Origin of the sequence: Methyloversatilis universalis EHg5, from assembly GCF_000378945.1 — a bacterium.
GTDB classification, from domain to species: domain Bacteria; phylum Pseudomonadota; class Gammaproteobacteria; order Burkholderiales; family Rhodocyclaceae; genus Methyloversatilis; species Methyloversatilis universalis_A.
In genome coordinates, this window is sequence record NZ_KB900539.1 from 3,940,886 (window position 1) to 3,955,675 (window position 14,790).

At 67.3% G+C, this 14,790-nt stretch carries 16 protein-coding genes and 2 tRNA genes; 2 read left to right on the forward strand and 16 right to left on the reverse strand.

Annotated features, from left to right (window positions below; translation table 11 throughout):
* Positions 1-262: 262 nt before the first annotated feature.
* Positions 263-544 (forward strand): hypothetical protein, encoded by a 282-nt coding sequence (locus METUNV2_RS0117945; protein WP_018230860.1) that lies wholly within the window; start codon positions 263-265, stop codon positions 542-544.
* A gap of 68 nt (positions 545-612) precedes the next feature.
* On the opposite strand, the gene METUNV2_RS0117950 is transcribed toward METUNV2_RS0117945, so the two are convergent.
* The 16 genes from METUNV2_RS0117950 to gshA form a co-directional block, all read right to left on the reverse strand.
* Positions 613-688: transfer RNA gene (locus tag METUNV2_RS0117950), tRNA-Lys, on the reverse strand.
* 36 nt (positions 689-724) lie between these two features.
* A tRNA-Lys gene (locus tag METUNV2_RS0117955) sits at positions 725-800 on the reverse strand.
* 64 nt (positions 801-864) lie between these two features.
* Positions 865-1,980 (reverse strand): YeeE/YedE family protein, encoded by a 1,116-nt coding sequence (locus tag METUNV2_RS0117960; RefSeq protein ID WP_018230861.1) that lies wholly within the window; start codon positions 1,978-1,980, stop codon positions 865-867.
* Between the two features lie 45 nt (positions 1,981-2,025).
* Positions 2,026-2,718 carry a 7-cyano-7-deazaguanine synthase QueC gene (gene queC, locus METUNV2_RS0117965; RefSeq protein WP_026188269.1) on the reverse strand — a complete coding sequence of 231 codons (693 nt, stop codon included), beginning with the start codon at positions 2,716-2,718 and terminating at the stop codon, positions 2,026-2,028.
* The gene (ybgF, locus tag METUNV2_RS0117970) at positions 2,715-3,476 is read right to left on the reverse strand and encodes a tol-pal system protein YbgF (protein WP_018230863.1); all 762 of its coding nucleotides are present in this window, start codon (positions 3,474-3,476) and stop codon (positions 2,715-2,717) included. The genes queC and ybgF overlap by 4 nt, the downstream gene beginning before the upstream one ends.
* A complete protein-coding gene (pal, locus tag METUNV2_RS0117975) occupies positions 3,476-4,042 on the reverse strand; it encodes a peptidoglycan-associated lipoprotein Pal (protein ID WP_018230864.1) in 567 nt (188 codons plus the stop codon). The genes ybgF and pal overlap by 1 nt, the downstream gene beginning before the upstream one ends.
* Before the next feature lie 55 nt (positions 4,043-4,097).
* Positions 4,098-5,372 carry a Tol-Pal system beta propeller repeat protein TolB gene (gene tolB, locus METUNV2_RS0117980; protein WP_018230865.1) on the reverse strand — a complete coding sequence of 425 codons (1,275 nt, stop codon included), beginning with the start codon at positions 5,370-5,372 and terminating at the stop codon, positions 4,098-4,100.
* 35 nt (positions 5,373-5,407) lie between these two features.
* A complete protein-coding gene (locus METUNV2_RS0117985; protein ID WP_018230866.1) occupies positions 5,408-6,262 on the reverse strand; it encodes an energy transducer TonB in 855 nt (284 codons plus the stop codon).
* The gene (locus tag METUNV2_RS0117990) at positions 6,262-6,678 is read right to left on the reverse strand and encodes an ExbD/TolR family protein (RefSeq protein ID WP_018230867.1); all 417 of its coding nucleotides are present in this window, start codon (positions 6,676-6,678) and stop codon (positions 6,262-6,264) included. Before METUNV2_RS0117990 ends, METUNV2_RS0117985 begins: the two co-directional genes overlap by 1 nt.
* A 24-nt stretch (positions 6,679-6,702) precedes the next feature.
* Complete coding sequence (gene tolQ, locus METUNV2_RS0117995) at positions 6,703-7,380, reverse strand: protein TolQ (RefSeq protein ID WP_018230868.1); 678 nt, start codon at positions 7,378-7,380, stop codon at positions 6,703-6,705.
* Positions 7,377-7,823, reverse strand: coding sequence for a tol-pal system-associated acyl-CoA thioesterase (ybgC, locus tag METUNV2_RS0118000; RefSeq protein WP_018230869.1), 447 nt, complete (start codon positions 7,821-7,823; stop codon positions 7,377-7,379). Before ybgC ends, tolQ begins: the two co-directional genes overlap by 4 nt.
* Positions 7,824-7,912: 89 nt before the next feature.
* Complete coding sequence (locus tag METUNV2_RS0118005; protein WP_026188270.1) at positions 7,913-9,466, reverse strand: cryptochrome/photolyase family protein; 1,554 nt, start codon at positions 9,464-9,466, stop codon at positions 7,913-7,915.
* Positions 9,459-9,632 (reverse strand): DUF2256 domain-containing protein, encoded by a 174-nt coding sequence (locus tag METUNV2_RS19720; RefSeq protein ID WP_081618559.1) that lies wholly within the window; start codon positions 9,630-9,632, stop codon positions 9,459-9,461. The genes METUNV2_RS0118005 and METUNV2_RS19720 overlap by 8 nt, the downstream gene beginning before the upstream one ends.
* Positions 9,633-9,705: 73 nt before the next feature.
* Positions 9,706-10,758: an FAD:protein FMN transferase gene (locus METUNV2_RS0118015; RefSeq protein WP_018230872.1), complete on the reverse strand. Its 1,053-nt coding sequence runs from the start codon at positions 10,756-10,758 to the stop codon at positions 9,706-9,708.
* The gene (gshB, locus tag METUNV2_RS0118020; RefSeq protein ID WP_018230873.1) at positions 10,730-11,680 is read right to left on the reverse strand and encodes a glutathione synthase; all 951 of its coding nucleotides are present in this window, start codon (positions 11,678-11,680) and stop codon (positions 10,730-10,732) included. The genes METUNV2_RS0118015 and gshB overlap by 29 nt, the downstream gene beginning before the upstream one ends.
* Positions 11,677-12,999: a glutamate--cysteine ligase gene (gene gshA / locus METUNV2_RS0118025; protein ID WP_018230874.1), complete on the reverse strand. Its 1,323-nt coding sequence runs from the start codon at positions 12,997-12,999 to the stop codon at positions 11,677-11,679. The genes gshB and gshA overlap by 4 nt, the downstream gene beginning before the upstream one ends.
* Before the next feature lie 132 nt (positions 13,000-13,131).
* Between gshA and METUNV2_RS0118030 the strand changes: the two genes are divergently transcribed.
* Complete coding sequence (locus tag METUNV2_RS0118030; protein WP_018230875.1) at positions 13,132-14,754, forward strand: ABC-F family ATPase; 1,623 nt, start codon at positions 13,132-13,134, stop codon at positions 14,752-14,754.
* Positions 14,755-14,790: the final 36 nt, after the last annotated feature.

Genomic DNA, 14,790 nt, shown 5'->3' on the forward strand with positions numbered 1-14,790 from the left:
AGGGCGGGACCATCTGGCGCTGACTTTAGGGACGGACGGAGGGGACGGGCTTGAACAATCCGGGCGAATGTTTGAACGATCCGGTATGCGCGACGTGCCGGGCCGGCAAACGTATCCATGACGCCATCGAGCGCTCGTTTTCTGGCGCCACCGGCCGGCTCGGCCTATGCTTCTGTGTTGAAGTCGTTGCACGGCCGAAAGGCCGGCGCAATGGCGGCAGAGGGCAGACCCGCATGCCGCCTCCAGCCAGAGGAGTGACACCATGACCGACATATCCGCACTACCGATCAGACACTGTCATTTCCGGTTCAAGTGCCACGCCAGATGGGGAGATCTGACGCCGACCGCGGTGGAAACCGTCCGCTACTGCAACGAATGCGGCAAGGAGGTTTTCTTGTGCACGGACGGAAGGCAACTTTTCGAGGCCATTCAACAGCAACGCTGCGTTGCGGTAGACATCGCTCCACTCGACATGACCTTGAAGCCCGGGCCCCTGCCCGAGTCCTTCCAGCTCATGACACGACTGATTGGTGAGGTCGGCTGATCGACGTCAGAACGCGATGCCGGAGCGGAAATGAAAAAGGCCAGTCCCGGGGGACTGGCCTTTTTGACTGGTGGGTTGTGAGTGGCTCGAACACTCGACCTACGGATTAAGAGTCCGCTGCTCTACCAACTGAGCTAACAACCCGGAAAACGGCTTCGCCTGCTGCTACGGCCCACCTTGTGGTGGGTCGGGCGAGACTCGAACTCGCGACCAACGGATTAAAAGTCCGCTGCTCTACCGACTGAGCTACCGACCCTCGCCTTGCGAAGACCGCAGACTATAGGCAAGCGGAGACTTCCCGTCAACCTTTTTCTGCGATTTCAGTCGCGCATCAGCCACCACGAAGTGGCTTTCATGGTCAGTGCGGAACCGGCGATCACCGCCAGCAGCGTGAGCAAGGCGCCCAGCGCCAGCGTGGCGAGGCCGGTGATGCCCTGTCCCACGCTGCAGCCGGAGGCCAGCACGCCGCCGCAGGACATGAGCACCGCGCCGAGCGCATGCCGCACCAGATCGGCCTTGCTGCGGAACCATTCGATGCGGAAGCGCCGCGCAAGCAGCGCGTAGATGAAGGCGCCGAGCACCACGCCGGCCAGCGCCATGGTGCCGAAATTGAGCAGCGCGCCATTGGTCGGGTCCATCAGCCAGCGCAGGCCGTCGGCCATCGGGCTGACGAAGGTGTAGGACTGCGCTTCGACCCGGCTGGGCACGACGTCGGCGAACTCGGCCCATTCTTTCCACGCGGCTGCACGCGGGCCGGCGGTGAGCCACCAGCCGGCGAGCACCGCCAGACCGAAACCGATGCCGCCCAGCAGATGGTCCGGATTGCGGCGGAAGTCGGCGGACGCGAATGCCCAGATCGCCAGCGCAGCCGCCAGCGCCCACGACAGCCCGGCATTCAGCGCGGCGGCGTCGCCACCGCTGACCGCCGCCACCAGTGCGCCGATGGACTGCGATGGAATGCCGTGCGCGTCGAGCGCGACCGTGAAGGACTGGGTCCAGCCGAACAGCGCCTGATAGCTGTCGGTGTAGATCATCCGGTAGGCGGTGACCGCGGCCACCGCCAGTACGAACAGCGACTTCAGGTTGCCACCGCCGATGCGCACCAGGGTCTTGTTGCCGCAGCCGCTGGCCAGCGTCATGCCGACGCCGAACATGAGGCCGCCCAGCAGATGGCGCAGCCAGGCGAACTGCGGCGTGCGGTAGGGCGGGAAGGTGGCGCTCAGATCGACCACGCCGGCCGATTCCATGGCCGCCACACCGGCCAGCGCCACCGCGATCGCCAGCATCCACGACCGCATGCGGCCGAGGTCGCCGATATTGATCCAGTCGGACACCGCGCCCATGGTGCAGAAGCCGGTGCGCGCGGCAAGCGCGCCGAGCGCGACCGACAGCGCGAACACGGCGAGCAGGGTTTCGGTGTGGATGTTCAGTTCCATCGTCGTTCCGGAGCGGTGGCACCGCCCGGGCCTCCGAACAGTGGATCAGCGGTAGCGGGTGGGGTCGGGCACGCCGGCGGCGGCAAAACCTTCGCGGCGCAGCCGGCAGGAGTCGCACACGCCACAGGCCCGGCCCTCGTCATCGGCCTGGTAGCAGGACACGGTGAGCGCGTAATCCACGCCCAGCTGCGTGCCGGCCCGGATGATACCCGCCTTGCTCAGGTCGATCAGCGGCGCGTGCACCGTAAGCTTCGCGCCCTCGACCGCTGCCTTGGTGGCGAGATTGGCCATCGTCTCGAAGGCGCGGATGTATTCGGGCCGGCAATCCGGGTAGCCCGAGTAATCGACTGCATTCACGCCGCAGAAGATGGCGTTCGCACCGAGCACTTCAGCCCAGGCGAGCGACAGCGACAGCATGATGGTGTTGCGTGCCGGCACATAGGTGACCGGTATGCCTTCGGCCACGCCGCCGGTCGGCACGGCTATCGCGCTGTCGGTCAGCGCCGAGCCGCCGAAGGCGCGCAGATCGAGCGATATGGTGCGATGGCCGGCCGCGCCCAGCGCCTGCGCCACCCGTTCGGCCGCCACCAGTTCGGCGCGGTGGCGCTGGCCGTAGTCGAGCGACAGGCAGTAGGCGTCGAAGCCCTGCGCGCGCGCCATGGCGAGCACGGTGGCCGAATCCAGGCCGCCGGACAGCAGCACCACCGCCGGCCTGCGGCTTGCCGGCGATGCGCTCACTTCTTCGACGCCATCTGCTTGAGCCGCTGGCGCGCGGTGTCGGCGGACGAGGTGCCCGGATACTGGGCCACCACGGTTTCCAGCGTCTTCTTCGCGCCCTTGGCATCCCCCTGCACCTGCTGGGTATTGGCCAGCCCGATCAGCGCCTCGGGTGCGCGCACGTCGGCCGGCCACTGCGCGTACAGCTGCTGGTACAGCTCGGCCGCGCGCGCATAGGCCTTGGTCTGGAAAGCCGCGCTGGCGGCCCAGTAGTGGGCTGCCGGCTGGAAATTGCTCTTCGGCCAGGCCTTGATGAAGTTCTCGAACGCCACCTGGGCTTCCGGGTACTTGCCGCCCTTCAGCAGGTTCAGCGCCGCCTCGTAGTCGCGCGGCTCAGCCGCCGGATCGACGGTCGGCTCGGCTGCGGCCGCCGGCTTGGCGGGCTGGGTTTCCAGCACGCGCAGCCGGTTGTCGAGGTCGAGGTAGAAGTCCTTCTGGCGCTTGGTGGCCGCTTCCAGCTCATAGGTCAGCACTTCGACCTGGCCGCGCAGCTTGGCGATCTCGCCGCGCAGGCTTTCGATCTGGTTGCCCAGATCGCCCTGCATGCGCTGCGACTGTTCCAGCTTCTGGGTCAGCGCATCGACGCGCGCCTTGGTGTCGGCGCGCAGATCCTCGATGCGCTGGCGGGCGATGTCGTCATCGAACAGCGCAGCCCGCGCCGGAGCCGCGATCAGGAACAGCGCGGCGAGCGCCGCCGCGACCCCGTGGCGGGCCTGCATCAGTACTCACCCGAGTAGAGGATTTCCGAACGGCGGTTCTCGGCGTACGACGCTTCGTCTGCGCCGGTCATGCGCGGCTTCTCTTCGCCCAGGCTGACCGATTCGATCTGCGCTTCGTTCACGCCCAGCAGCATCAGCGCGCGCTTGACCGCTTCGGCACGCTTCTGGCCCAGCGCCAGGTTGTACTCGCGCGAACCGCGTTCGTCGGTATTGCCCTGGATGAGCATGCGGAACTTCGGATTGGCGATCAGGAACTTGGCGTGCGCCGAAATGATGGAGGCGTAGCTGTCCTTGATCGCGTAGCTGTCGTAGTCGAAGTACACGATGCGCTTGGACAGCGGGCTGTTCGGGTCCTTCAGCTGGGCCAGCAGCGCCTCTTCCGGCGTCATCTGCTTGGTGCCGACCTGCGGCTGGGTGACCGGCGCGCCGGTGGCACCGCCGGTGGACGGCGTGGCGGGCTTCTTGTCCTCGGTCGGTGCGGCCGGCTGTTCGGGGCCGGTCGACGAGCAACCGGCCAGCACGGCCAGCGTCAGGGCTGCGAGGGTGATCTTGGTGGGGGTGCGCATGGTGGAGGCCTCTCTGTGTGCGGGTGTTGTGTTGGGTGCTGACGGGAAGACGGGATTACGGCTGGTTGAACGGGCCCCAGGCCGGCTCGCGGACATCGCCACCGGCCTGACCGGACAGCTTCTGCCGGACGCGGCCGTCGGCGGACACCGCCGACAGCACGCCGCGGCCACCGATCTCGGAGGCGTAGATGATCATGCGGCCGTTGGGCGCGAACGACGGCGATTCGTCGCGCGACGAGTCGGTCAGGATCTGCACCTGGCGGCTGGCCAGATCCATCGACGCGATCTGGAAGCGGCCGCCGTTGCGGGTCACGTAGGCCAGCGACTTGCCGTCCGGCGACAGGCGCGGCGTCACGTTGTAGCTGCCTTCGAAGGTGACCCGTTCCGGATTGCCGCCGCCGGCCGCCACGCGGTAGATCTGCGGGCTGCCGCCACGGTCGGAGGTGAAGTAGATGAACTGGCCGTCGGGCGAGAACTGCGGTTCGGTATCGATCGCGCTCGAACTCACGATACGGTTCAGACCGCTGCCATCGACATTGATGGTGTAGATCTGCGACGAACCGTCCTTGGTCAGCACGATGGCCAGGCGCTTGCCGTCCGGTGCCCAGGCCGGCGCCGAATTCGAGCCCTTGAAGTTGGCCACCACGGTCTGCGCGCCGGTCGCCAGCGAATGCACGTAGATGATGGGCTTCTTGGCCTGGAAGGACACATAGGCCAGGCGCGAGCCGTCCGGCGACCAGGCCGGCGAAATGATGGGCTCGGTCGAACGCAGCGCGGTGCGCGGGTTCTGGCCGTCGGCGTCATCCACCTTCAGTTCGAAACGGCCGGCAGTCTTGCTCACGTAGGCGATGCGGGTCGAGAACACGCCCTTCTCGCCGGTCATCTTTTCGTAGATGAAGTCAGCGATGCGGTGGCCGGTTTCTCGCATGGTGGCCGGGGCGAACACGAAAATCATGCCGTCCGGCTTGTTCTGGCGGGCGATGTCGTACAGCCGCATGCGCACTTCGTAGCGGCCACCGGGCACCGGCAGGATGCTGGCCAGCGCCAGCGCGTCGGCACCGCGGTCTTTCCACTGGTTCAGGTCGATCGCCGCGTTCTCCGGCACCTGGGCCGGGCCCGGGTCGATCATCTTGAACGCGCCGCTGCGCTCCAGATCGGCGCGCACGACACCGGTCAGCGCCTGCGGCAGCAGGCCCTCACCGGCGAAATTGGCGATCGCCACCGGAATGCGGTTGGCACCGGCACCGGTGATTTCCACCGTGAGCTGGGCGTGCGCAGCGGTCGCGACAAGACCCAGCACCGCGGTCATCAGTCTGAAGAACTTGATCATCGGATCCTTTCCGTAAAGTGTCTGCAGCCGCGGCCTTACTCGGCCAGCGGGCGGAATTTCAGTTCCAGGTTGCGCTCGAAGGCAGCCGGGTCTTCCGGCTTGGGCAGCGGCGACGACTTCACGATGGCGCGCAGTATCGCCTCATCCAGCGCCCGATTGCCGGTCGACTGTCTCATTGTGGGCTCGCCGGACACCGTGCCATCCGGCAGCAGCGAGATCATCACCACGGCGAGCGGATTGCCTGAGGCTCCCGGCGGCACGGCGATATTCGGCTTCACCTTGGCGCTGATGCGGCCGGCCCACGATTCCTTCGCCTTGATGCGCGCACCATCCGCCGCCACCTTGGCCATCAGGTCGGCTTCCTGCGCGGCCTGCCGGCGCATCTGTTCGGCACTTTCCCGCTGCAGCGATTCCTTCAGCAGCTTGTCCTGCAGTTCCTGCTCCAGCCGGTTGTCAGGCTTGGGCGGCACCTTGGGTTCCGGCTTCTTCTCGACCTTGGGCTCCGGCTTCGGTTCCGGTTTCTTTTCTACCGGCTTGGGCTTGGGCGGTTCGGGCCTGGGCTCCGGCTTCGGCGGTGTCTTCGGCTTCGGCGGTTCCTTGATCGCGATATCCGGCTTGGGCGGAGGTGGCGGGGGCGGCGGCTCGACCACCGGCTCCGGCTGCTTCTCGACCACCGGCTCGGGCGGCGGCACCGGTCGCACCGGCGCTTCGAGCGGCGGCAGGCTGCCCACCAGTTCGACCTGCACCGCCGCCGGCTTGCTGGTCTGCCAGCTCACGCTGTAGAACAGGAACAGCCCGAGCAGCAGATGCATGCCGGCGGCCAGCGCGACCGACGGCCACTTGCCCGGCTGCGGCCGCTTGAAGGCGAAATCGTGCGCCGGTGCGTGCATCAGCGCTCCGGGCGGGCGCTCTGGCCGCCCTGCTCCACCAGCAGGCCGATGCGGGTGAAGCCATTGTTCTGCAGCGCGCCGACCACCTTGGTGATCTCTTCGTAGCGCACCGCCTTGTCACCGGCCACCACCAGCGGCCGGCTGGCATCGCCCGCCTGCAGGTCGCGCACCGCGCCGATCAGCGTGTCGCGGGTGACCGCGGTTTCCTTCAGGCTGGCGGCGGCACGGTCACGCAGCGCCAGCTTGCCGTCCGCCTTCACGATCACCTCGATCGGATGGGCGGGCGTCTGCGAGGCCTGGCCGACGCTGGGCAGTTCGATGCTGCCGGTGGGCGTGGCCTGCGGGGCCACCATGAAGATGACCAGCAGTACCAGCATCACGTCGATGTAAGGCACGACGTTGATCTGGTTCATCATGCGGCGCTGTCTTCTCATCGCCGCTTACCGGGTCTGGCGCTGCAGGATGTTGGAGAACTCTTCCATGAAGCTCTCCCAGCGGATGGAAATGCGGTCGATGTCGTGCGCGAAGCGGTTGTAGGCCACCACCGCCGGAATCGCCGCGAACAGGCCGATCGCGGTCGCCACCAGCGCTTCGGCAATGCCGGGCGCGACCTGGGCCAGCGTGGCCTGACCGACATTGGACAGGCCGCGGAAGGCGTTCATGATCCCCCACACCGTACCGAACAGGCCGATATACGGGCTGACCGAACCGGTCGAGGCGAGGAAGGCGGTGTGCGATTCCAGTTCGTCCAGTTCGCGCTGGTAGGTGGCGCGCATCGCGCGCCGGGCGCCATCGACCACAGTCGCGGTGTCCATGTTCGGACGCGCGCGCAGCTTGGTGAATTCGCGGTAACCGGCTTCGAATATGCGTTCCATGCCGCCGGCGTTGTGGCGGTCGTTGGCCGCGCTCTGGAACAGCGCGTTCAGATCGCCGCCGGACCAGAACTCCAGCTCGAACTTGTCGGAACTGAGGCGCGCCGCGCGGATGGCAAAGGATTTGCGGAAGATCCAGTACCAGCTCATGAAGGAAACGCCGACCAGCAGCGCCATCACCAGCTTGACCAGCAGGCTGGCGTGCATCACGAGCGAAATGATCGAAAGGTCTTCGGTAGGGGTCATGTCGGCAGGGCGGAAGAAGACGGAATGGAGGGAGACAGGCGCGCACGCAATGCAGGCGGCAGCGATACCGGGCGGTTCTTCACCATGTCGATCGCCACCACCCTGACCGTGCCGTCGAACAGCAGTTCATCGCCGCGATAAAGGCGCTGCGCGAAATCGACCGCAGCCCGGCTCACGGCCGCGATCTGGCTGCGCACTTCCAGCGCGTCGTTGAAGCGCGCCGGCTTCAGGTATTCACCCTGTACCGAACGCACCACGAAACCGACGCCGCCGGCTGCCATGTCGACCTGGTCGAAGCCGAGCGCACGCAGCCATTCGGTGCGCGCGCGTTCGAGGAAGCGGAAGTAGTTCGCGTAGTACACCACGCCGAAGCTGTCGGTATCTTCGTAGTAGACGCGTACCGGCCACGAAAAGCCGGCAACGTGCTGCGCTGGTGAAGTCATGGCGCGGGATTTTACCCGACGCCGGCGTCCGCCTTTGCGCAGGGCAGCAAAATCGCTTGGAAAACGGATGTAACAGACCCGGGAGCCGGCTACAGCGCATCCAGCCCGGCCAGCATCTGCGCCGCCCGCGCCCGGATCGCCGCCCGCTCGTCCGGCGACAGCTTCGCCAGATTCTTCGCCATCAGCGCGGTGCGCGGATTGGCCGCGAAGTCGGCTTCGTGCCGGTCGAGGAAGTGCCAGTACAGCACGGTGACCGGACAGGCCGCGTCGCCGCTGCGCACCGAAGGGCTGTAGCGGCAGCCGTCGCAGTAGTTGCTCATGCGCTGGATGTAGGCGCCGCTCGCCACATAGGGCTTGCTGGTGAAGCGCCCGCCGTTGGCGTACAGCGTCATGCCCGCCACATTGGGCAACTCCACCCACTCCACCGCATCCACATACACCGCCAGATACCAGTCCTCGACCTGCTGCGGCTCGATCTCCGCCAGCAGCGCGAACTGGCCGGTCACCATCAGGCGCTGGATGTGGTGGGCGTAGCCGTGCTTCATCGTCTGCCCGACCACCCCGCGCATGCAGGCCATCTGCGTGTCGCCGCTCCAGTACCAGCGCGGCAGCGCGCGCCGGTGGCCGTAGTGGTTGGCCGCGCGCAGGCCCGGCATGTCCAGCCAGTACATGCCGCGGATGAATTCGCGCCAGCCGATCACCTGCCGCACGAAGCCCTCGACCGACTGCAGCGGCAGACCGCGTTCGCGCCATGCGTTCACCGCCGCGGCGATCACCTCGCGCGGTGAAATGAGCTTGAGATTCATCGCGGCGCTGATGCGGGCATGCCACAGCCAGGGCTGGCCGGTCCACATCGCGTCCTGGTGATGGCCGAACAGTTCCAGCCGGTGCTCGACGAAATCGGCCAGCGCGGCCAGCGCCTGCTCGCGGCTGACCGGCCAGTCGAAGGCGGCGGTCGAGCCCGGGTGATCGGCGAAGCGGGCGTCGACCTCGGCCATCACCTCGCGCGTGATCGCATCCGGCTCGAAGCGCAGCGGCGGCGGCACCAGACCCGGGCCCTTGCGGCCGAAGCCGCTGCGGTTCTCGGCGTCGAAATTCCAGCGCCCGCCGGCCGGCTCGCCGCCCTCCATCAGCACGCCGTGGCGCTCGCGCATCATGCGGTAGAAGAACTCCATACGCGGCTGGCGGTACTTCTTCGCCCAGTCGGCAAAGCCGGTGCGCGAAATCATGAAGTGCAGGTCGTCGCGCAGGTCGAGCGCCACGCCCAGCCGCTCGCACGCCGCGCGCACGCCCTGCTCCAGCCGCCATTCGCCCGGCTCGACCAGAACCAGCCGCGCCGGCCGGTCGCGTTCCAGCCGTGCAGCCAGCAGCGCGCACAGATCCCGGTCAGCGCCTTCGCCCAGCCGCCGGTAGTCGACCGGCCAGCCGCGCTGGCGCAGGGTTTCGGCGAAGTGCCGCATGGCCGACAGGAACAGCACGCTGCGCGCCCTGTGGCTCCACACCGCGGTCGATTCGCCCTCCGCCTCGATCATGAGCACCCGGTCGCGGGCCGGGTCGAAGCCCTCGAACGCCGCCGAGTCGAGGTCGAGCTGGTCGCCGAGCACCAGCACCAGATGCCGCACCGCCGCTGTCGCCTCAGGCATGGGACGCCCCCTTGCGACGGCAGGCGTCGGAACAGTACTTCACGCTGTCCCAGGTGTTGCGCCAGGCGCGCCGCCAGCTCATCGGCCGGCCGCAGGCGACGCAGGGTTTGGTCGGCAGGAAGGACTTGTTGCCCTTGTGAGTGCTGGCTTTGCGGACGGGTGGCATGGCGGTGCCTGCAGGAAGGTGGGCGAAGTCGTGCGGCAGACCGGAAAAGCGGCGGGAGGTTTCCGCCGCCGCTTCAGTCGCGCAGCCGGGCCCGCATGGCGGCGGTCATGTCCATGCTGCCGTCGGCATCGACCCGCAGCGCCTGGCTCACGCCCATGCGCTGCGCCAGCGCCTGCCACTGGTCGCGACCGGCGATGAACAGCGGCTTGCTGTCGGCATCGGAGCGGGCGCCGGCGTCCGGCCCGGCCGGCATCAGCACGGTGAGCGACTGGGTGTGACGCACCGGCTCGCCGCTGCGCGGATCGATAAGGTGGCACAGCCGCTCGCCGTCCAGTTCGAAATAGCGCTGGTAGTCGCCGGAGGTGCCGATCGCCTCGCCGTCGTGCAGATCGACCGCGGCCAGCGTTTCCGGCTTGCGCGGATGCTGGATGCCGATGCGCCAGGGCTGACCGCCCTTGCTGCCCAGCGCCATCACGTTGCCGCCGATGTTGATCAGCGCGCAGCACACGCCGCGGGCGCGCAGCAGCGCGGCGGCGCGGTCCAGCGCGTAGCCCTTGGCATAGCCGCCGAGGTCGAGCTGCACCGCCGGGTTGCGGCTGGACACCGCGGCGCCGTCATCCGGCTGCGGCACGATGTCGATGTCCGCCATGCGCGGCCGGGCGGTGACCAGCGCGTCGCGCAGCGCGGGGTCCGGACGGCGCGGCACGAATTCGTCGGCATGGAAGCCCCAGGCGGCGATCAGCGCGCCGGCGGCCGGATTGAACAGGTCCTCGCCGCGCACCGCTGCGGTCTGCACCGCGCCCAGCAGCGCGGCCATGTCGGCGTCGACCATCGCCGTCTGGCCAGCCGCGAAGGCGGCGTTCAGACGGGTCAGTTCCGACGGCTGCCAGGCGTGCAGCCGGCGGTGAAGACGGTCGAATTCCTGCAGCACCTCGGCCAGCGCTGCGCGCGCCTGACCGCGGTCGAGGCCGTACACGACCACCTCGACCCGGGTGCCGAACACGAAGGCTTCCTGCCGCTCGACCGCATCGCGCGCACCGCAGCCGGCGAGCAGCAGTGCGCAGGCGCACGCGGCCAGCAGCCGCAGGAAAGTCCGCTCAGCGATGCGCCGCGCGTTCCAGTGCATCGACGAACATGGCGGCCACGTCGAAGCCGGTCTGTTCGGTGATTTCGACGAAGCAGGTCGGGCTGGTGACGTTGATCTCGGTCAGCCGGTCGCCGATCACGTCCAGACCGACCAGCAGCAGGCCGCGTGCGGCCAGTACCGGCCCCAGGCGGCGGGCGATGGCGAGATCGGATTCCGACAGCGGTTGGGCGACACCGCGGCCGCCGGCCGCCAGATTGCCGCGGGTTTCGCCGGCTTTCGGGATGCGCGCCAGACAGTAGGGCACCGGCTCGCCGGCGATCAGCAGCACCCGCTTGTCGCCTTCGGTGATTTCCGGAATGTAGCGCTGCGCCATCAGCGTGCGCGCGCCGTCCTCGGTCAGCGTTTCGATGATGACGTTGCGGTTGGCGTCGTCGGCGCGCACGCGGAAGATGCGCGAACCGCCCATCCCGTCCAGCGGCTTCAGGATGCAGTCGCCGTGGCGGTCGATGAAGGCATTGATCGCCACCGTGTCGCGCGACACCAGCGTGGGCGCGATCAGGTCCGGAAACTCGCAGATCGACACCTTCTCCGAGTGGTCACGGATGGCGCGCGGATGGTTGAACACCCGCACGCCGGCAGCAGCTGCCCGCTCCAGCATCCAGGTCGCGGCGATGTATTCGAAATCGAAGGGCGGGTCCTGGCGCATCAGCACCGCGTCGAACTCGCGCAGCGCGCGGGTCGCCCCCTCCTGCGCCAGATACCACGGCGCATCGGTGCGCTGCGGCACGATGCGCACTGCCTCGGCCATCACTTCGCTGCCGTGCAGGCTGAGTGCTTCGCGCTGTACGGTCCAGATGTCGTGACCGCGGCGCGCCGCCTCACGCATCATCGCGATGCTGGAATCCTTGGCCGGCTTGAGCTTGTCGAGCGGGTCGACGATGAAGGCGATGCGCAGCGTCATCCGCGCAGCTCCGCTTCCAGCGCTTCCGCCGTGGCGTCGAGCGGCGCGCCGCGCTCCAGTTCCAGGCTGGCGGCCAGCAGCGCCAGACGCGCCACCACGCCGTACGCATAGAAGCGGTTGGGCGCAGCATCGGGTGCGCAGCCGGGGTCCGGCATCGAGCAGCAGGACTCGAAAGCCAGCGGCTTGAAGTGCATGCCCGGCGCGTTCAGGTTTTCGTCGATGCCGCGCTCACCATGCACGCGGTAGAAACCGCCGACGACGTAGCGGTCCATCATGTACACCACCGGTTCGGCCGCGCCGCCATCGACGCTTTCGAAGGTGGGCACGCCTTCCTGGATCAGCACCGAACTGACTTCCAGCCCTTCCTTCACCACCGCCATCTTGTTGCGCTGCTTGCGGTTCAGGCCGACCACTTCGGACGGGTCGCGTACCGTCATGATGCCCATGCCGTAGGTGCCGGCATCGGCCTTCACGATGACGAAAGGTTCGTGGTCCACGCCGTGCTGCGCGTACTTCTCGCGGATGCGCGCCAGCAGCGCGCCGACGCGCGTGGCCAGGCATTCCTCGCCGCTGCGCTCCTGGAAGTTGATGTCGTTGCACACGTCGTACAGCGGGTCGAGCAGCCAGGGGTCGATGTCCATGACCGACGAGAAGCTGCGCGCAACTTCGCTGTAGGCGTCGAAGTGCTGCGACTTGCGGCGCGTGGTCCAGCCGGCGTGCAGCGGCGGAATGAAGGTCTGCTCATTCACGTTCTGCAGCAGTTCGGGCACACCAGCCGACAGGTCGTTGTTGAGCAGGATGGCGCAGGGGTCGAAGCCCTCGACGCCGATGCGGCGGCCGCCGGGCAGACGGATGAGCGGTTCCAGCGTCAGGCTCTGGCCGTCGCCGAGGTCGAGCACGGTGGGGCCGGTCAGGTCGGGAATCAGGCTGCCGATGCGCACATTGAGGCCGGCCAGTTTCAGGATCTGCGCCAGCCGGGCGACATTGCGCAGATAGAACTGGTTGCGCGTGTGGTTTTCCGGCACCAGCAGCAGGTTGCGCGCTTCCGGACACAGCTTTTCGACCGCGGTCATGGTCGCCTGCACGCACAGCGGCAGGAATTCGGCATTCAGGTTGTTGAAGCCACCGGGAAACAGATTGGTATCGACCGGCGCCAGCTTGAAGCCGGCGTTGCGCAGGTCGACCGAGGCGTAGAAGGGCGGACTGTGTTCCAGCCACTGCGAACGGAACCACTGTTCGATGTCGGTCTGGCGTTCAAGGAAGCGGCTCTCCAGCGCGAGCAGCGGGCCGGTGAGCGCGGTGGTCAGATGAGGCACCATGGGCGTGGGCGGGCGCGATCCGCATTGAAAGTCAGGCGCGCGGATTCTACACCCGCGGTCGGCGCCCTCTCCCGCTCCGGTACAATCCCGCCTTTCGTGCGCGTCTGCACGATCCCGCCTTGTGAGTTCCCCATGCTGTCCGCTTCCAACATCACCATGCAGTTCGGCGCCAAGCCGCTTTTCGACAACGTCAGCATCAAGTTCGGCGACGGCTACCGCTACGGCCTGATCGGCGCCAACGGTGCCGGCAAGTCGACCTTCATGAAAATCCTTGCCGGCGTGCTCGAACCGACCGCCGGCAACGTGGCGATCGACGCGCACGAGCGCATGGCCTTCCTGCGCCAGGACCAGTTCGCCTACGAAGACGTGCGCGTGCTCGACGTGGTCATGATGGGCCACGCCGAAATGTGGGCCTGCATGAAGGAAAAGGACGCGATCTACGCCAACCCGGAGGCGACCGAGGACGACTACATGCGTGCCGCCGAACTGGAAGGCCAGTTCGCCGAGTACGACGGCTACACCGCCGAAGCGCGTGCCGGCGAACTGCTGCTGGGCGTGGGCATTCCGTCGGAACAGCACGACGGCCCGATGAGCCAGGTCGCCCCCGGCTGGAAGCTGCGGGTGCTGCTGTGCCAGGCGCTGTTCGCCAATCCGGACATCCTGCTGCTGGACGAACCGACCAACAACCTGGACATCAACACCATCCGCTGGCTCGAACACACGCTGAACGAGCGCAACAGCACGATGGTGATCATCAGCCACGACCGCCACTTCCTGAACCAGGTGTGCACCCACATGGCCGACCTGGACTACGCCACCATCCGGCTGTATCCGGGCACCTGGGACGACTACATCGAGGCCTCGACCCAGGCGCGCGAACGCGCGTCGGCGGCCAACGCCAAGGCCAAGGAGCGGGTGGCCGAACTGCAGAGCTTCGTGCGCCGCTTCTCGGCCAACAAGTCCAAGTCCAAGCAGGCCACTTCGCGCCTGAAGATGATCGACAAGATCAAGATCGAGGAATTCAAGCCCAGCTCGCGCCAGTACCCGTGGATACGCTTCGACTACGACCCGAAGGAAAAGCTGCACCGGCAGGCGGTCGAACTGGACAACGTGGTGTTCGGCTATGACGGCGGCCCGCAGATCCTGAAGGGCTTCACCGCCACCTTCGACGGCGGCGACCGCGTGGCCATCATCGGCGAGAACGGCGTCGGCAAGACCACCTTCCTGAAGCTGCTGGTCGGCGAACTGACGCCGCAGCACGGTTCGATCAAGTGGGCGGAAAAGGCCCGCCTCGGCTATTTCGCGCAGGATCATTCGGCCGATTTCGCCAGCAACGAGAACCTGACCGACTGGATCAGCGGCTATGTGCGCGAAGGCGGCTACGAAGGCGACGACGCGATCACGCTGATCCGCGGCACGCTGGGCCGGCTGCTGTTCGGCGGCGACGACGTGAAGAAGGCGGTGCGCGTGCTGTCCGGCGGCGAACAGGGCCGCATGATGTTCGGCCGTCTGATGCTGCAGCGGAACAATGTGCTGCTGCTCGACGAACCGACCAACCACATGGACATGGAATCGATCGAGTCGCTGAACGGCGGCCTCGACGCCTTCGACGGCACGCTGTTCTTCGTGTCGCACGACCGCGAATTCGTATCCACGCTGGCCACCCGCGTGCTCGAAATCCGCGCCGACGGCCAGATCATCGACTACCGCGGTGGCTACGAGGACTACCTCGCCAGCCAGGGCATCGACGACTGAAATGAGGCCCCCACGCTCACTGCGTTCGCTGCCCCC